Below are 15,261 nucleotides of genomic sequence, written 5' to 3'. Positions count from 1 at the left end.
CCTCCGCCGTTCGCGCCATTACAACGGTAGTCGTTCAGCGAGAATCGTTCAACAGCGGGCGGGGACAAGCCCCGCCCCTACACCGACCTCCGCGAGGTGGGCTATTTACACTTCTCCTTGCGGCGCGTGTCGATGACGTGGGCGATGCGCCAGCCGTCGGCCAGCTTTACCAGTTGAAACGAGTTGTAGCCGCAGTGGCTGAAGGTGCTGCCCAGGTAGAACTCGTAGGGCGTCCAGACGCTGGCCAGGTTGGCGTCGATGAGCACTTTTTCGAACGTTATGCGCTCATCCCACACCTGCGGATGCGGCGTGCCCACGGCCTTCACAAACCCCGACGGGTTTTCAGGGCGTAGCTGGGTCTGGCCGTTTTTGGTGGTGAGGGTATGAAACACCGCCCCCGGGGCCAGCGTGGCGCGCACGGCGGTGCTGTCGCCACGGCGCATACCCTCGAAGAACCGGCGAACGGTTTGCTGCACGGCCTCCGTTTCGGTGTTTGGCTGGGTTTGGGCGAAGGCGGCCGGCGCGCTCAGTAGCAGCAGCGGCAACAGAAGCAGGGGTTTCATAGGCGGAGCAACGGCGCGGATAAGTGTCTCTGCAGCGAATGTAGTCTGATAAAATTAGGGCCTGTCACCATTGCCACCGCGGAGCCGGCTATTTTTGACTGACTGTCGCGGTTTCGGCAGCATATCCCGCCCTGCTCTCTATGACGTTCTCCCGCACCTTCGATTTGCTGGCCCACCTGGCCGAAACCACGCCGCAGGCCGACTGCCTGGTAGAAAAGCGCGACGGCCGCTGGCAGCCCCGTAGCGCCCAACAGGTGCAGCAAAGCGCCGACCAGCTCAGCCTGGGCCTGCGGGCGCTGGGCGTGGGGGCCGGCGACAAAGTGGCCATCATCTGCGCCAACCGGCCCGAGTGGGTAATTGCCGACATGGCCATTGCCCAGCTCGGGGCCGTGAGCGTGCCCATGTACCCCACCATCACCGTCGACGACTACCGCCATATTTTCCAGAATGCCGGCGTGCGCGTGGTGCTGGTGCAGGATGCGCCGCTGCTGGAAAAGGTGCGGGAGGCCGTGGCCGGGCTCGAAACCGGTCCCGAGCACATCTTCACCTTCGACCCTACGCCCGGCGCCCCCTCGTACGCCGACCTGCTGGCCCGCGGTGCCACCGCCGACCCGGTCGCGCTGGTGCCGCTGCGGGCCGCCGTGCAGCCCGATGATCTGCTGACGCTCATCTACACCTCGGGCACCACCGGCCGGCCCAAGGGTGTCATGCTCAGCCACCGCAACATCCTGTTCAACTGCGAGAATCTGCTGAGCTACCTGCCGCTGGCGCCGGGCTCCAAAACGCTCAGCTTTCTGCCCCTGAGCCATATTTTCGAGCGCACCGCCACTTTTCTATACCTGCAGCTGGGCTTTAGCATCTACTACGCCGAAAGCGTGGCCCTCATTGCCGACAACCTGCGCGAAGTGCAGCCCCACGCCTTCACCACCGTGCCGCGCCTGCTCGAAAAAATATTCGATAAGATTGTGGCTACCGGCCAGCAGCTGACGGGCACCAAGCGCAAGCTCTTCGACTGGGCCATGGAGTTGGGGCTGCGCTACGACACCCAGCAGGACCAGGGCTGGTGGTACAACGCCCAGCTGGCGCTGGCCAACAAGCTCGTGTTCAGTAAGTGGCGGGCGGCGCTGGGCGGCGAGGTGCGCTTTATTATCTGCGGCGGCGCGGCCCTGCAGCCGCGGCTGGCGCGGGTGTTCTGGTCGGCCGGCATCCGGGTGATGGAGGGCTACGGCATGACGGAAACCTCGCCCGTAATTGCCGCCAGCCGGCCCGAGCCCGAGAACAACCTGATTGGGGCCGTGGGGCCGGTGCTGCCCAACGTAGAGGTGAGAATTGCCACCGATGGCGAAATCCTGACCCGCTCGCCCTCCGTGATGCAGGGCTACTACAACCGGCCCGACCTCACGGCCGAGGTGCTCGACGCCGACGGCTGGCTGCACACCGGCGACATTGGCGAGCTGGTGCAGGGCAAGTTCCTCAAAATCACCGACCGCAAGAAGGAGATGTTCAAGAATGCCAACGGCAAGTACGTGGCCCCGCAGCCGCTGGAGTCGAAGCTGTCGGAGTCGCCGCTGGTGGAGCAGGTGATGGTAGTGGGCGAGGGCGAGCGGTTTACGGCCGCGCTGCTGGTGCCGGCATTTGCCGAGCTGCGCACCTGGGCCGCCGGCCAGGGCCTGCCCGCCGACCTTTCGGATGCGGCGCTGGTAGCCGACGAGCGGGTGCAACAGCGCTACAACCAGCTGCTGCAGGAGGCCAACGCCAACTTCGCCCAGTGGGAGCAAATCAAGAAAGTAGCCTTGGTAGAAGTGCTCTGGAGCATAGAATCGGGCGAACTAACGCCCACGCTCAAGCTGAAGCGCAAGATTATCCGCGAGAACAACGTGGCGCGCCTAGAACAGCTTTACCGCGGTTAGGGCCGTTTTTAAGTCGGCCGGCAAATCTTTTTCCGGTGCCCGATGTTATACTTTCGAAACCGTAACTACTTCATATCATGCGCAAAGACTTGTTCAACCTCGGTCCCGTGTTCGGGTATTTCTTCCGCAAAAACGATCCTAACCGGCCCACCAATTTCAACCTCCGGACTATGCACTTCATCAATAAGCTGAGCCTGGCCATGTTCCTGGTTGGCTTTCTGGTGTTGCTCTACCGCTGGTTTATTCGCTAAATCGGAACCGGCATATCGGCAGCCAAAGCCGCTGCCTGCCATATTGAAGCCGCCTGTTATGCTTTCTGCGTGACAGGCGGCTTACTTTTCCGTCCAGCCCATGCACATCGAAGAGTTCCGCGACTATTGCCTGCTGAAGGCTGGCGTTACCGAAGAAACCCCTTTTGGCCCCGATACGCTGGTGTTCAAGGTCGGTGGTAAGATTTTCGCCCTCACCGACCTCAATACCTTCGCCAGCATCAACCTGAAATGTGACCCTGAGCGGGCCGTGGAATTGCGCGAGCAGTACGAGTACGTGCGGTCCGGCTACCACATGAATAAGAAGCACTGGAACACGGTGCTTATCGGCACAGGAATTTTGGACGGGCTGTTGCGCGAGCTGATTGACCACTCGTACAACCTTGTGCGGGCCTCCTTGCCCCGGGCTGTGCGCGAGGGAATTACGGCGCAGGAACTGGAGCGGGCATAACCCCGGAGCGGCGCGGGCGTACATGCGGGGGCACCGTACTACTCCCAGCTTATGCGCCTCAGCAACTCCCACGACGACATTGCCGCCAACATCCGGACTTTTGAAAGCTACCTGCACGGAGACGACGCCGAAGCCCGGCAGCTGGCTATGCAGCTGCTGGAGCGCGGTAGCTACTTCGTGGTAGCCGAGCTGAATGGGGCCATGCGCTTCTATCCTAGCTCGTTCGTGGGCTTCCGCGACAACTCGGCGCCCAAGCACATTGGCCAGGCCGGCAGCGGGGTGCGGGCCACCACCCGAGCCCTCGAACAAGCGCTGCACGCGTTGCCTTTCGCCAGCGAAAAGCTCAATGGCCTGTACCAGGAATACGCCCGCTCGCTGGGCCTGACAAACCCCAAGGCAAAGCCGCCCTACGCCAAAGCCCGCCGGTTCTGGCTTACGCCCGGCAACTCGCTGCAGCTCGACCTAACCGAGTTTTCCAACGCTGCCAACGAGCACCCCGATTTCCCCGAAGGTAAAGCCGCTGCCCGCCTGCACCACCGCTTCGACCGGCGCCGCAAGCCCACCGAAGCCGCCCGCCACGACTATATCCAGGCCCACGGCCACCTGTTCTGCCAGGTGTGCGGCTTCGATTTCGAGAAGACCTACGGCCGCCCCGGCACCGACTTCATCGAGTTCCACCACACCGTTGCGCCTGCCGACCTCACCGAATCCTACCAGCCCAAAGCCTCCGAATACGCCGTGGTGTGCGCCAACTGCCACCGCATGCTGGAGCGCCACCGCCCCTGGTTGGCGCTGCCTGATGTAAAGCAGGTGTTGGGGTAGGCTATAGGGCTTAGTAAAAAAGAACGGTCATTCTGAGCGGAGCGAAGAATCTCGCGTGCCGAAGTAATTTCCTGCGACAGGATTACTTCGGCATGCGAGATTCTTCGCTCCGCTCAGAATGACCGTTCTTTTCTGGGTCCTAAGCCCTAAGCAATTACACCACGATATTCACCATCCGGCCGGGCACAACGATGACCTTTTTGGCGGGCTTGCCTTCGGCGAAGCGCTCCAGCACATCGGTGGCGCGCACGGCGGCTTCTATTTCGGCAGCGGTGGCGGTGGCCGGGAACTGCAGCTGCTCGCGCACCTTGCCGTTGATGGCTACTGGGTAGTTCACCACGTCCTCGACCAGGAATTCCTCGCGGAACTCGGGGTAGGGGGCCGTGCTGATGGAACCGGCCGCGTGGCCCAGCTCCGCCCACAACTCCTCGGCCAGATGCGGCGCATACGGGGAAAGCAGCACCACCAACGGCTCCAGAATGGCCCGCTTGTGGCAGTCCAGGGCCGTCAGCTCGTTCACCGTAATCATCAGGGCGCTGACGGTGGTATTGAATGAGAACCGCTCAATGTCTTCCTCCACCTTGCGGATGGCCTTGTGCAACGCCTTAAGCTCGGCGGGGGCGGCCGGTTCGTCGGTTACGGCGAAAGCGCCGTCCTGCGGGTGGTAGAGGCGCCAAAGTTTCTTCAGGAAGCCCGCCACGCCGCTCATGCCGTTGGTGTTCCAGGGCTTGAACTGCTCCAGCGGCCCCAGGAACATCTCGTACATCCGCAGCGCATCGGCCCCGTAGCGCTCAATCAGCGTGTCAGGGTTCACCACGTTGTACTTCGACTTCGACATCTTCTCGACTTCGGTACCACAGACGTAGGTGCCGTTTTCTTCGAGAATGAATTCGGCGTTGACATACTCCGGCCGCGAGTTGCGGAAGGCGTCGGTGTCGAGCGTATCGTTCTCTACAATGTTGACATCGACGTGTAGCGCGGTCGTCTGATGCTGGTCTTTCTGGCCCAGCGAAACGAACGTATTGGTGCCATTGACCCGGTACACGAAGTTCGAACGGCCCAGAATCATCCCCTGATTTATCAGTTTCTGGAAAGGCTCCGGTGCCGTCACCAGACCTAAATCCTTCAGGAATAGGTGCCAGAAGCGGGAGTAGAGCAGGTGGCCGGTGGCGTGCTCGGCTCCTCCTAGATAGAGGTCCACATTCTGCCAGTAGGCTTCGGCTTCCTCGCTTACGAACCGCTCGGCGTTGTGCGGGTCCATATAGCGCAGATAGTACCACGAGGAGCCGGCCCAGCCGGGCATGGTGCTCAGCTCGTAGGGGTACTTTCCTTTGTAGAGCCAGTCCTGGGCGCGGGCCAGGGGCGGCTCGCCGGTTTCGGTGGGCTTGTACTCGTCGATTTCGGGCAACACCAGCGGCAGGTCGGCTTCGGCCACGCCGTAGGCTACGCCATCCTTGTAGTAAATCGGGATGGGCTCGCCCCAGTAGCGCTGGCGGCCGAAAATAGCGTCGCGGATGCGGTAGGTGATTTTCGGCTCGCCCACGCGGTTGGCCCGCAGGCGCAGACGCAGCTGCTCGGTGGCCTCATCGTAGGTCAGGCCCGTGATGAAGCCCGAGTTGATGTAGCGGCCTTCCTTGGTGTGGTCGGCCTGCTGGTCGAGGTTTTGCTGGCCGTCCAGAATCTGGCGGATGGGCAGGTTGAAATGGGTGGCAAACAGCCAGTCGCGCTGGTCGCCGCTGGGCACGCCCATCACCGCGCCGGTGCCGTAGCCGGCCAGCACGTAGTCGGCTGTCCAGACGGGCACAAACTCCAGCGTGAACGGGTTCTGCACGTAGAAGCCGGTCGGCGCGCCGCTCACGGTTTTCACGTCGGTCTGCCGCTCGCGCTCCGAGCGGTTGGTAGCCGTCTTCACGTAGGCCTGCAGCTCCGATAGGGTTTGCGAGGCCTCGGGCGAGTAGTCGGCCTGGGCGGCGGCCCGCTCGCCCATGGCCAGCGTCAGGTCGAGCTCGGGGGCCAGTACCAGGAAAGTCGCGCCGAAAATCGTGTCCACGCGGGTCGTGAATACCTCGATTTCCTCAGGCTGGGGCTTCATGTCGCCGTCGGACGTGCGCAGGTACACCGGGAAGCGTACGCTGGCCCCGATGCTCTTGCCAATCCAGTTGCGCTGCATTTCCTTCACCGCGTCGGGCCAGTCGAGTTGGTCGAGGCCGCGCAGCAGGCGGTCGGCGTAGGCGGTGATGCGCAGGTTCCACTGGGGCATCAGGCGGCGCTCGACGGGGAAGCCGCCGCGCTCCGAGAGGCCATCTTTTACCTCATCATTGCTGAGCACCGTGCCCAAACCGGGGCACCAGTTTACGTAGGTATCCTGCTGATAGGCCAGCCGATAGGGGTGTACGGCCTGTAGACGCTGCTTTTCGGTAAAGCTCTGCCACTGCCCGGCTGTAAACTCGTGGCGCTCGGCCTCGTCGCCGGCCGCCCGGATATTGGCGCTACCGTTGCCGGCGAACTTATCGAGCAGCGTTTTGAGCGGCTCGGCGCGGTCGGTTTCCAGGTTGTACCAGCTGTTAAACAGCTTGAGGAAAATCCACTGCGTCCACTTATAGTAAGCGGGGTCGGAGGTGCGGATTTCGCGGCTCCAGTCGTAGCTGAACCCCAGGGCCGAGAGCTGGCGGATGTAGGTGCTGATGTTCTGCTCGGTGGTAATAGCAGGGTGCTGGCCGGTCTGGATGGCGTACTGCTCGGCGGGCAGGCCGAATGAGTCGAAGCCCATGGGATGCAGCACGTTGAAGCCGCGCAGCCGCTTGTAGCGGGCCACGATATCGGAGGCAATGTAGCCCAGTGGATGGCCTACGTGCAGCCCCGCCCCCGAGGGGTAGGGGAACATGTCGAGGGCGTAATATTTGGGCTTGTCGGCGGCGTTATCGGCTTTGAATGTCTGGTTGTCTTTCCAGAAGTCTTGCCATTTCTTCTCAATATCCTGGGGATGGTAGCCGGGCATGGGATTCTGCTGCGTGTGAAGCAGCGAAATTACGGGCAATTGCTGGAAATGGCTAATTCCGCCGCGAGGCTGCCCAGAAGGTCATAGAGAAGTGAAGCATCGCGCTTCTATATTGTTACTCCCACCATTCTGCGGTGTGCCCTCTGCTTAGTCTGATACCTTTAGATTGACAGTAGGTCCATGCCGTGGCATTGGCTAGTTATATTGGGGCAACAACCAGCAACTGTACCCGCCGTTGCCCCAATTCAATAATGATAAGCAATCGAGTGCCTATGATCATATAGCCAATTAAGGATGCCTCATTGAGGCCTCAGATGCGAACATAATTGTCTTGTAATGATAATACGCTACACTTTCAGCTATTATGCCCGATAAACAAAGCCGTGAGCTCTATCTTCTAGAAAGATTCCTCCCACAGTTGCTAGAAGGAAAGCCTTACAGACTGATACAGCCAGCTCCCCCTTTGCCTGATGTAATAGTTCAGTTAGGTGAAAAGTCAATAGGGATTGAAATAACCTTGTTAATTCCTGACGAGCAGGTCAGGCAACGAGAGGCAACACAGGAAGCAATATTAGACGAAGCACAGAAGATATTTGAAGCACGGCACCAGTTGCCACTACAAATCACTGTGGATTTTGTCGAAACAGCTGACTGGTTGAAACTGAACCGCCGACACGTTGCAGATTTTTTAGCGAAAACGATTGAACAAAGTGTGTTAGCTGCCAAAGGTATTCCACAAAATCAGCTGCAATTCGATCTACGAGTGGATCAGTCAGGACACCCCCATATTCAAAGCATTGGTATCTTCTATTTGGATCGGCTGACCCAATCTTGTTGGTCCCCAATAACATCCTTTTGGGTGCCTAATGTTCCTGCACAAGTAGTGCAGAAAATCATTCACCGGAAGAGCCGGAATATTGGGGGCTATATGACTGGTTGCGATGATGTATGGCTGCTAATGCTTGAAACAGGAAGCCCATCATCCTATTTTGATGGTTTTGAAAAGCTAGAGGCAGTGAGTTTTACTAGCGCATTTGCAAGAACTATGATTGGTCGAATATCAAAGGGGGAGTTGATTATGTTGCATACTGAGCCAATTACATAACTGCGCGCTCTTCTCAAGGTGCCTCTTGAACGCCTCCCGGACCACTACCGTCCCACACACCCTCGGTGCTCAGCACCCGAAACCGGGCGAACATTTCTTCCGAATACCAGTCCTCCTGCCGCGTGAGGCGGATAACTTCCTTGTGTTTCTCGCTGCGGTAGGCGTAGTCCTGCATGGCGCGGGCCGAGTCCCAGAGGCTGACGGTGGCTTGACGCACGATGGGCAGCTCGCCCAGCCCGATGGCGGCCCGCACGCCCGGCGCATCGGCAATGGTGGCGCTTACCGGGGCCACGTAGCGCCAGAAGCGGGGCGTTTTCAGCAGCCGGATGGAAGCCCGCGTGAGCACCAGCACTGGCGCGTCGGCATCGGCCGTTTCGGTGGCGTAGTCAAATGGGTTCACTCCATCCCAGAGCCCGTGCGACTTAATGGGGGCCAGCCGGGCCGTCCAGATGTCGGTGGTGCGCTGGCGGAACTGCTGCCAGAGCGGGTGGCGGCCGAAGAACTCCTCGGCCGCGGCTTCTGATTCCCAGACAGCCATAAAGCCGTAGCGGTGCAGGTTGGGCAGGGCTCCGAAGCCATTGGTAGCGCCGCTGCCCAGCAGTTTGGCAAACCGTAGGCCCGCTACCCGCCGCAAGGGCTGCTGGGCCGTGCCCATCTGGGCAAACCCCCAGCGCCGCTGGTCGGGGAGGAGCGTGATGATGGAAAGAGTGGTGAGCAAGGTTGAAAAGCTTGTAGAACGGCTCCGCGTCCTTTGCGGGAAAGGCTAATCGGACAACAAAAAAGGGCCGGAATTGCTTCCGGCCCTTTTGCAATCAGCCAAATATAGGCTACTTGACATTCACTTTGGCGTGTTCGTTCACGTCGTCGGAGTCGCTTTTCTCACCCGTGGCTACGGCCCGTACGTAGGCGTAGGCGCGGCTGAGCAGGCCACTGGGCGAATCCCAGTACTCGCCCTTCTCAATCTCTACCTTCAGAATCATGATGTTGGGGTCTTCCTTGCCATCGGGGAACCAGGCCTTCATGTCCTCGCTCCACAGCTCATTGATTTTGGCCTGGTCGCGGTAGGCATTGCAGCGGCCCGAAACCGACACGTACACGTTGTCGTCGGGGTTGCCGTAGCTCAGGCCCACATGGCTGTCCTTTTTTACCTCGTATACCTTGGCCGAGTCCTTGTCGGTCAAGAAGAGCAGGGAGTTGTCGGCCTCGGGCTTCTGGGTAGCCATTGGGCGGCTACGCAACGACTTGTCCTCATCGGAGGTGGTCGTCATCATGCAGATATTGATATCCTTGATTTTTTCGAGCAGGGTCTTGATGTCGTTCGTTACGGGCGTTTTGTTAGCCATGATAATGCGGGTTTGGGTTGGATTAAATGATAGGAGCAAAGCACCCCGGCCAGGGCCGGAGGTGCGCAAGTAAATACGGCCCGCCTACGGTTGGGGTTGGCTCTGCAAGCCGCATTGCCCGTATTATACCAACCTTACCTGCACTCCATGAATTTTCTGGCCCACCTGCTGCTTTCCGGCTCGCCCACTACCACCCCGCAGTACGATGACATAGTAGTGGGCAACTTTGCGGCCGAAGCCGTGCGGGGCCGGGCCGGGCTGCTGGCCTACCCCGAGGCCGTGCAACGCGGCATCCGCCTGCACCGCTTCATCGACTCGTTTACTGATACCCACCCCGTAGTGCGCCGCACTACGGCCCGCCTGCGCGAAGCCGGCCTGGGCAAGTGGGCCGGAGTAGTGGCCGATATGGGCTACGACCACCTGCTGGCCCGCGACTTTGCCCGCCACCACCCCACTGAGCCGCTCCCCGATTTCGCCCAGCGCCAGTACGCGCTGCTGCACGCGCGCCGCCACGAAATACCCGAGCGCCTCCAGCCTTTGCTGCACCACATGCGCCACGGCGACTGGCTGACTGGCTACGCCCACCCCGCCGGCTTAGCGCAGGCGTTGCAGGGCCTCAGTCGCCGCGTACCGGCCGGCGCCATTATGGCCACCGGGGCGGCGGCTTTTCTAGCCGAGTTGCCCGCGTACGAGGCCGATTTTGTGGAATTCTGGCCGGAGCTGAGGGCGGGAGTAGAGGGGAATACTGCGTTTTAGCAGGGGTGGGGTAGTGAGGGGTATTCGCTGTTAACGGGCCTGCTTTTAAAAGATGATCGTAGAATATCATTGCCCTGCGGCCTGTGTTGCGCACTACATCGGCAGCTTTTCGCGCAGGGCGCTGTAGGTCCAGGTGCCGGCCAGGGCTGCCAGAATCATGACGGCGGCGGCGGCTACACCGCTGCCCAGCTGGGCAAACAGCGGACCGGGGCAGGCGCCGGTAAGGGCCCAGCCCAGCCCGAAGATGAAGCCGCCAATCCAGGTGCCGTGGTTGTATTGCTTGTCGGCCAGCTTAATTTCTTCGCCGTTGATGGTTTTGAGGTGGTTGCGCTTGATGAGTTGGATGGAAATGATGCCCACCACAATGGCCGAACCGATAACGCCGTACATGTGGAATGCTTGGAAGCGGAACATTTCCTGAATCCGGAACCAGCTGATGACTTCGCTTTTGGTGAGGATAATGCCGAACAGCACGCCCAGCACCAGGTATTTGATATTTTTCATCGTTAAAAAAGCAAGGGGTAAAGCACCCAGGTTAGCAGCAGTCCACCGGCAAAGAAGCCGATAACGGCTACCAGCGACACCCACTGCAGGTTGGAAAGGCCCGAAATGGCGTGGCCCGAGGTGCAGCCGCCGGCGTAGCGCGTACCGAAGCCCACCAGAAAGCCGCCCAGCACCATGAATACCCAGCCCTTCCAGTTGGCCAGGTTTTCCAGGGCAAACAACTCTTTGGGCAGCAGGCCCGAAAAGTCAGTCAGCCCCATTTGCGTCTTCAGGTCGCGCACAGTTTCGGCCGAAATGGCAACGGTGTCGGGGTGGCCCATCAACTGGTAGCCAACAAAGCCGCCGATGCCAATGCCGAGCACGAAAAACAGGTTCCAGATTTCGGCCCGCCAGTTGTAGGTGAGGAAGGGGATGCCGGCCGGCACACAGGCCGCGCACATGTGGCGCAGCGAGGAGCTGATACCCAGTGCTTTGTTTCCGATGAGCAGCAGCGCCGGTACCGTGAGACCGATAAGGGGGCCGGCTACGTACCAGGGCCAGGGCTGGCGAAGTAATTCAAGCATGAAAAGAGAAGTGAGCAGAAAAATCAGCAGAAAACGAAACTAGCGCACTAGCTTTTCGGGCCAGTCCATCACGCCCCCCAGCAGGTTGGCTACGTGCCCGAAGCCGGCCTTGCTGAGCTGGCTGGCAGCCGTGGCCGAGCGGGCCCCGCTGCGGCAGTACACCAGCGTGGGTTGGGTGTTGTCGAGGGCGGCTATGCGCGAACCGAAGTCGGGTGAGGTAACGTCGATGTTCACGGCCCCGGGCAGGTGGCCGCCGGCAAACTCGTCGGGGCGGCGCACATCCAGCAGCACCGCACCGGGCTGGCGCAGGGCTGCCGAAAATTCGGCGGGCGTCAGGTTCTGGTAAGCAGGGGCGGCAGGTTTCAGGAAATCAAACATGATGAAAAGAGAGAAAAAATAGTGCGGAATAAAACCTCAAAAGCAGCGGAGCGACCCATGAGCGTTACTTAGTGCCGGGCCGCCGCAGGCTGAAACGACTTCACGGCTTCGCCTAAATCGAACACGGTGGTGCCGGGCAGGGCCGGGGCCACAATGCTGCTGCCTACGGCCGAGCGGTAACCGCCGGCGCAATGCGCCACCACAGGCTTGCCGGCCGGAATTTCGGCGGCCCGCTCGCGCAGCTCGGGCAGCGGAATGTTGAGGGCGTTATCGAACAGCGGCTCGGCTTTGGCTTCCGAAGCGTTGCGGATATCGACAACGGTGTAGTGCTCCGGATGCTGGCGGAATCGTTCCACATCCAGCTGGGGCAGGGTTTCCTTGGTGGAAGGCGTACCTACCAGTGCACCCTTAATCAGCGGCTCGTAGCCGATTTTGGCCGTTTTGCGGATCAGGTCTTCGAGCGTCGCCTCGTCGGCGGCCAGCAGGTAGAAGTTTTCCTCGGGGCCGATGATGGAGCCCAGCCAGGTTTCGAACTTGCCGCCCTGCTGAATGTTGATGGCTCCGGCCAGGTGGCCCTTTTTGAACTCGGCCTCGGGACGCGTGTCTACTACCGGCACGCCGGGCTTTGGGGTAGTACCGGCGGCCAGGCGGGGCACTTTGGCGATGCTTGGGGCAAAGTCGGGGGCGCCGGCCTTGTTCAGGTCCACATCGTAGCCGAAGTACCTGGGAATGAACGGCTGGTCGGCCAGCAGCTCCTTTACGAAGTCTTCCTCCGACTGCGGGCGCAGGGCGTAGTTTTCGGCCTTTTCGAGACCAATGGTGCTGCTGCTGGCGCCGCTGCCGGCCTTGCTGCACAAACTGCCCGCGCCGTGGGCCGGATACACCAGCACGTCATCGGCCAGCTTCATGAGCTTTTCGCGGGTGCTGTGGTACATCTGCCGGGCCAGCTCCTCGCGCTTGGCCGTCTGGTGGCCGGCTTTCTCGCGTAGGTCGGGGCGGCCCACGTCGCCGATGAGCAGCGTGTCGCCCGTGAATACGGCTACGTCCCGGCCTTCGCGGCTGAGCACGGTGCTCACCGAGTCGGGCGAGTGGCCCGGCGTGTTCAGGGCCCGGAACCTGAGCTTGCCCATTGTGAACGACTGGCCCTCATCGAAGGCCTCATGGTTGTACTCGGCCCCCAGCAGCTTGCTGACGCGGATAACGGCGCCGGTTTTCTGCGCAATTTCCAGGTGGGAGCTAACGAAGTCGGCGTGCGGATGAGTCTCGAGCACGCACACGATTTTGGCGTCGTGCTGGCTGGCGAAATCGTAGTATGGCTGCGGGTCGCGGGCGGGGTCAACCAGCACAATTTCGCGGGCGCACTCACTCAGAATAGCATAGGAGAAATGGGCGAGGCCCTTGTCTTCAAACTGTTCGATTTGCATGGGTGAAAACGGAAAAGAAAGAGAGAAACGGGTGTCCCGGCCGCATACTCCGATGCAGGTTCCGGTGGGTTGGTTACCGAAATACCAGCTCGCGCAGCAGGATAAAGGCGCCCATAAACAGGGTAAACCAGCCGAAAGCCGGCTTGAGCCGAGCGCCCGAAATGAAGCGGGCCAAATAGGTGCCCAGCACGATGCCGCCTAGGGCAAAGGCCAGGAAACCACCCAGAAACGGCCAGTCGATGGGCGTGCCCGCGCTCAGGTCGCCGGTAAAACCAATCAGCGAGTTGGTGGCAATAATGAGCAGCGAGGTGCCCACGGCCAGCTTCATGGGCAGCCGGGCAAACAGCACCAGGGCCGGAATGATCAGAAAGCCCCCGCCGGCCCCCACAAACCCGGTCAGCAGGCCCACCACGGCTCCCACCGTCAGAATCAGCGGGTAGTTGATGCGGTGCTTGTGCTGCTCATCGTCGTGGAGGATTTCCTCGGCCTGCCGGCTGCGGATCATGGACGTGGCGGCTACCACCATCAGCACGGCAAAGGCCACAAGCACCAGTAAATCCTTGGTGATAACCAGGCTCCCCACCGTAAACAGCTCGGCCGGAATTGCGGGCATAAGCAGCTTGCGCGTCGCGAATACGGCCACCAGCGAAGTAGCCAGAAATACCAGGGCCGTAGGCACTGATACCAGCCCCTTGCGAAAGTAGCCGGCCGCTCCAACCACCGAGGTAGCGCCTACCACAAACAGCGAGTAGGCCGTGCTCAGCACCGGGCTCACACCCATCAGATACACCAGCACCGGCACCGTAAGAATGGAGCCGCCCCCGCCCATAATGCCCAGCGACAGACCAATAAAGATGGCGGCAAAGTAGCCGAGAAGGTGTAGCATGATTAAAAGAGGGGAGCTGTGCCAGAGTACGCGTGAACGTATGTAATTATGAAGAGGTGTTCATGTATAAGGCCGAAAAAAACCGCGCTTTTCCTACAGGAAAGTGCAGCTGGCCAGACACTGAATTACATCGACCACCTCGCGCATTTTCAGCGAGTAGAAGATGCTTTTGCCCTCGCGGGTGCTGCTCAGGATGCCCTTGAGCTTCATGCCTGTCAGGTGGTGGGAAAGCAGGCTCTGCTCTACGTGCAGCTTCTCGCTGATGTCCGTCACCGACAGGCCTTCCTGCTGGGCCAGCAGCTGCACAATGGCAATGCGGGTAGGGTGGGCCGTGGTTTTGAGGATAAAGGCCACCTTTTCCATCTTCTCAACGGACATGTTTAACTCAGCGGAAGTGGGGGTCAGATTCATAGTATAGACAAATGTATGTTCATTTGTTCATTTATGCAAAAGCCCGCTCTCTTTTCGTTCCCTGCCAGCGCTTGTTTTTGTGCCGGCCTGCCCGAAAAATCTCCGGTAGCAGGGGCAATGCGGGCCGTCCCAGGTAAGTCGCACGGCTAAACCCCGGCGGTAGCTGATACATGAATATTTTCGCATCTTTTCGCTGCTTGAATCTGCTGGCTGAATATGAATCGTAAAAATCTGTTGCAATGGCTGCCCCTGGCCGTTTTTGCCCTTGTCATGTTCACGCCTCTGCGCACAACAGTACTGGCGGGGTTGCAGCGCGGCCTGCTGGCTACGGGCCTGTGGAATGCCGATGCGCCAACGGTTGGCGCGGCTCCCGCTGCCAATACGCTGGTTGTGCCAACAAGCGTAGCCACTTACCCCCACCAACTTCACCTGACAGCTCTCGACGGCAAACCGGTGAATCTGAGTGATCTGAAGGGCAAAGCCGTATTCGTGAACATGTGGGCCAGCTGGTGCCCGCCCTGCGTGGCCGAGATGCCGGGCATTCAGGCGCTCCACGAAAAACTGGATCCTGAAAAGGTGGCCTTTGTAATGATTTCGCTGGATAAGAATCCGGCCAAGGCCCGGGCCATGCTTAAGCGACAGGGCTACACGTTCCCGGTGTATTTTCCCACGGGCCCGCTAGCCCCACCGTTCGACTCCAACTCCATCCCCTCCACGGTAATCCTGGGGCCCAACGGCGAGGTAGCTGCCCGCCACGAGGGCATGGCCGACTACGACACGCCTGAGTTTAAGGCCGCCCTGGAGCAGCTGGCTCATTAGACTCGCTTCATTTAGATTCCTACCGAAGGCGCCGGCCGTAATGGCTGGCGCTTTCCGTT

General features: G+C 60.3%; 17 protein-coding genes. 7 read left to right on the top strand and 10 right to left on the bottom strand.

The annotated features are described in order from the left end of the window. Nucleotides 1-101: 101 nt before the first annotated feature. Entirely contained in the window at nt 102-563 is a 462-nt protein-coding gene (locus HW556_RS16200; protein ID WP_176901160.1) for a nuclear transport factor 2 family protein, read from the bottom strand. A 140-nt stretch (nt 564-703) separates the two neighbouring features. Here HW556_RS16200 and HW556_RS16195 point away from each other — a divergent pair, with 140 nt between their 5' ends. The 4 genes from HW556_RS16195 (at nt 704) to HW556_RS16180 (ending at nt 4,015) form a co-directional block, all read left to right on the top strand. Beyond that, nucleotides 704-2,473, top strand: coding sequence for an AMP-dependent synthetase/ligase (locus HW556_RS16195; RefSeq protein ID WP_176901159.1), 1,770 nt, complete (start codon nt 704-706; stop codon nt 2,471-2,473). 77 nt (nt 2,474-2,550) lie between these two features. Beyond that, on the top strand, nt 2,551-2,724 hold the full coding sequence (locus tag HW556_RS16190) for a DUF6728 family protein (protein WP_176901158.1): 174 nt from the start codon (nt 2,551-2,553) through the stop codon (nt 2,722-2,724). A gap of 100 nt (nt 2,725-2,824) precedes the next feature. After that, nucleotides 2,825-3,193 carry an MmcQ/YjbR family DNA-binding protein gene (locus HW556_RS16185; protein WP_176901157.1) on the top strand — a complete coding sequence of 123 codons (369 nt, stop codon included), beginning with the start codon at nt 2,825-2,827 and terminating at the stop codon, nt 3,191-3,193. 51 nt (nt 3,194-3,244) lie between these two features. Further along, on the top strand, nt 3,245-4,015 hold the full coding sequence (locus tag HW556_RS16180) for an HNH endonuclease (protein ID WP_176901156.1): 771 nt from the start codon (nt 3,245-3,247) through the stop codon (nt 4,013-4,015). Between the two features lie 154 nt (nt 4,016-4,169). Here HW556_RS16180 and leuS read toward each other — a convergent pair whose 3' ends face one another. Beyond that, nucleotides 4,170-7,013, bottom strand: a complete 2,844-nt coding sequence (gene leuS, locus HW556_RS16175) for a leucine--tRNA ligase (protein WP_176901163.1) — start codon at nt 7,011-7,013, stop codon at nt 4,170-4,172. A 364-nt stretch (nt 7,014-7,377) separates the two neighbouring features. On the opposite strand from leuS, the gene HW556_RS16170 reads away from it, so the two are divergent. After that, a complete protein-coding gene (locus HW556_RS16170; protein ID WP_176901155.1) occupies nt 7,378-8,118 on the top strand; it encodes a hypothetical protein in 741 nt (246 codons plus the stop codon). Nucleotides 8,119-8,131: 13 nt separating this feature from the next. Here HW556_RS16170 and HW556_RS16165 read toward each other — a convergent pair whose 3' ends face one another. Both HW556_RS16165 and HW556_RS16160 read right to left on the bottom strand, forming a co-directional pair. Continuing rightward, entirely contained in the window at nt 8,132-8,836 is a 705-nt protein-coding gene (locus tag HW556_RS16165; RefSeq protein WP_246289692.1) for a spheroidene monooxygenase, read from the bottom strand. 109 nt (nt 8,837-8,945) lie between these two features. After that, nucleotides 8,946-9,461, bottom strand: a complete 516-nt coding sequence (locus tag HW556_RS16160; RefSeq protein WP_176901154.1) for a pyridoxamine 5'-phosphate oxidase family protein — start codon at nt 9,459-9,461, stop codon at nt 8,946-8,948. Between the two features lie 147 nt (nt 9,462-9,608). Between HW556_RS16160 and HW556_RS16155 the strand changes: the two genes are divergently transcribed. Beyond that, a complete protein-coding gene (locus HW556_RS16155) occupies nt 9,609-10,217 on the top strand; it encodes an acyl carrier protein phosphodiesterase (RefSeq protein WP_176901153.1) in 609 nt (202 codons plus the stop codon). A gap of 93 nt (nt 10,218-10,310) precedes the next feature. Here the strand turns inward: HW556_RS16155 and HW556_RS16150 are convergent, their stop codons facing one another. The 6 genes from HW556_RS16150 to HW556_RS16125 all read right to left on the bottom strand — a co-directional run bounded on the left by HW556_RS16150 (nt 10,311) and on the right by HW556_RS16125 (nt 14,383). Continuing rightward, the gene (locus HW556_RS16150) at nt 10,311-10,721 is read right to left on the bottom strand and encodes a DUF6691 family protein (RefSeq protein WP_176901152.1); all 411 of its coding nucleotides are present in this window, start codon (nt 10,719-10,721) and stop codon (nt 10,311-10,313) included. Nucleotides 10,722-10,723: 2 nt separating this feature from the next. Further along, nucleotides 10,724-11,284, bottom strand: a complete 561-nt coding sequence (locus tag HW556_RS16145; RefSeq protein ID WP_176901151.1) for a YeeE/YedE family protein — start codon at nt 11,282-11,284, stop codon at nt 10,724-10,726. A 39-nt stretch (nt 11,285-11,323) separates the two neighbouring features. Next, on the bottom strand, nt 11,324-11,662 hold the full coding sequence (locus HW556_RS16140; RefSeq protein WP_176901150.1) for a rhodanese-like domain-containing protein: 339 nt from the start codon (nt 11,660-11,662) through the stop codon (nt 11,324-11,326). A gap of 68 nt (nt 11,663-11,730) precedes the next feature. Further along, nucleotides 11,731-13,086 (bottom strand): MBL fold metallo-hydrolase, encoded by a 1,356-nt coding sequence (locus HW556_RS16135; RefSeq protein ID WP_176901149.1) that lies wholly within the window; start codon nt 13,084-13,086, stop codon nt 11,731-11,733. 73 nt (nt 13,087-13,159) lie between these two features. Continuing rightward, nucleotides 13,160-13,972, bottom strand: coding sequence for a sulfite exporter TauE/SafE family protein (locus HW556_RS16130; protein ID WP_176901148.1), 813 nt, complete (start codon nt 13,970-13,972; stop codon nt 13,160-13,162). 93 nt (nt 13,973-14,065) lie between these two features. Beyond that, complete coding sequence (locus HW556_RS16125; RefSeq protein ID WP_246289691.1) at nt 14,066-14,383, bottom strand: ArsR/SmtB family transcription factor; 318 nt, start codon at nt 14,381-14,383, stop codon at nt 14,066-14,068. 216 nt (nt 14,384-14,599) lie between these two features. Here HW556_RS16125 and HW556_RS16120 point away from each other — a divergent pair, with 216 nt between their 5' ends. After that, nucleotides 14,600-15,202: a TlpA family protein disulfide reductase gene (locus tag HW556_RS16120; protein ID WP_176901147.1), complete on the top strand. Its 603-nt coding sequence runs from the start codon at nt 14,600-14,602 to the stop codon at nt 15,200-15,202. Nucleotides 15,203-15,261 lie beyond the last annotated feature (59 nt).

Origin of the sequence: Hymenobacter terrestris (assembly GCF_013377905.1) — a bacterium.
GTDB classification, from domain to species: domain Bacteria; phylum Bacteroidota; class Bacteroidia; order Cytophagales; family Hymenobacteraceae; genus Hymenobacter; species Hymenobacter terrestris.
Note: the sequence above shows the minus strand (reverse complement) of the source record. Positions and strands in the feature narration are given on the sequence as shown.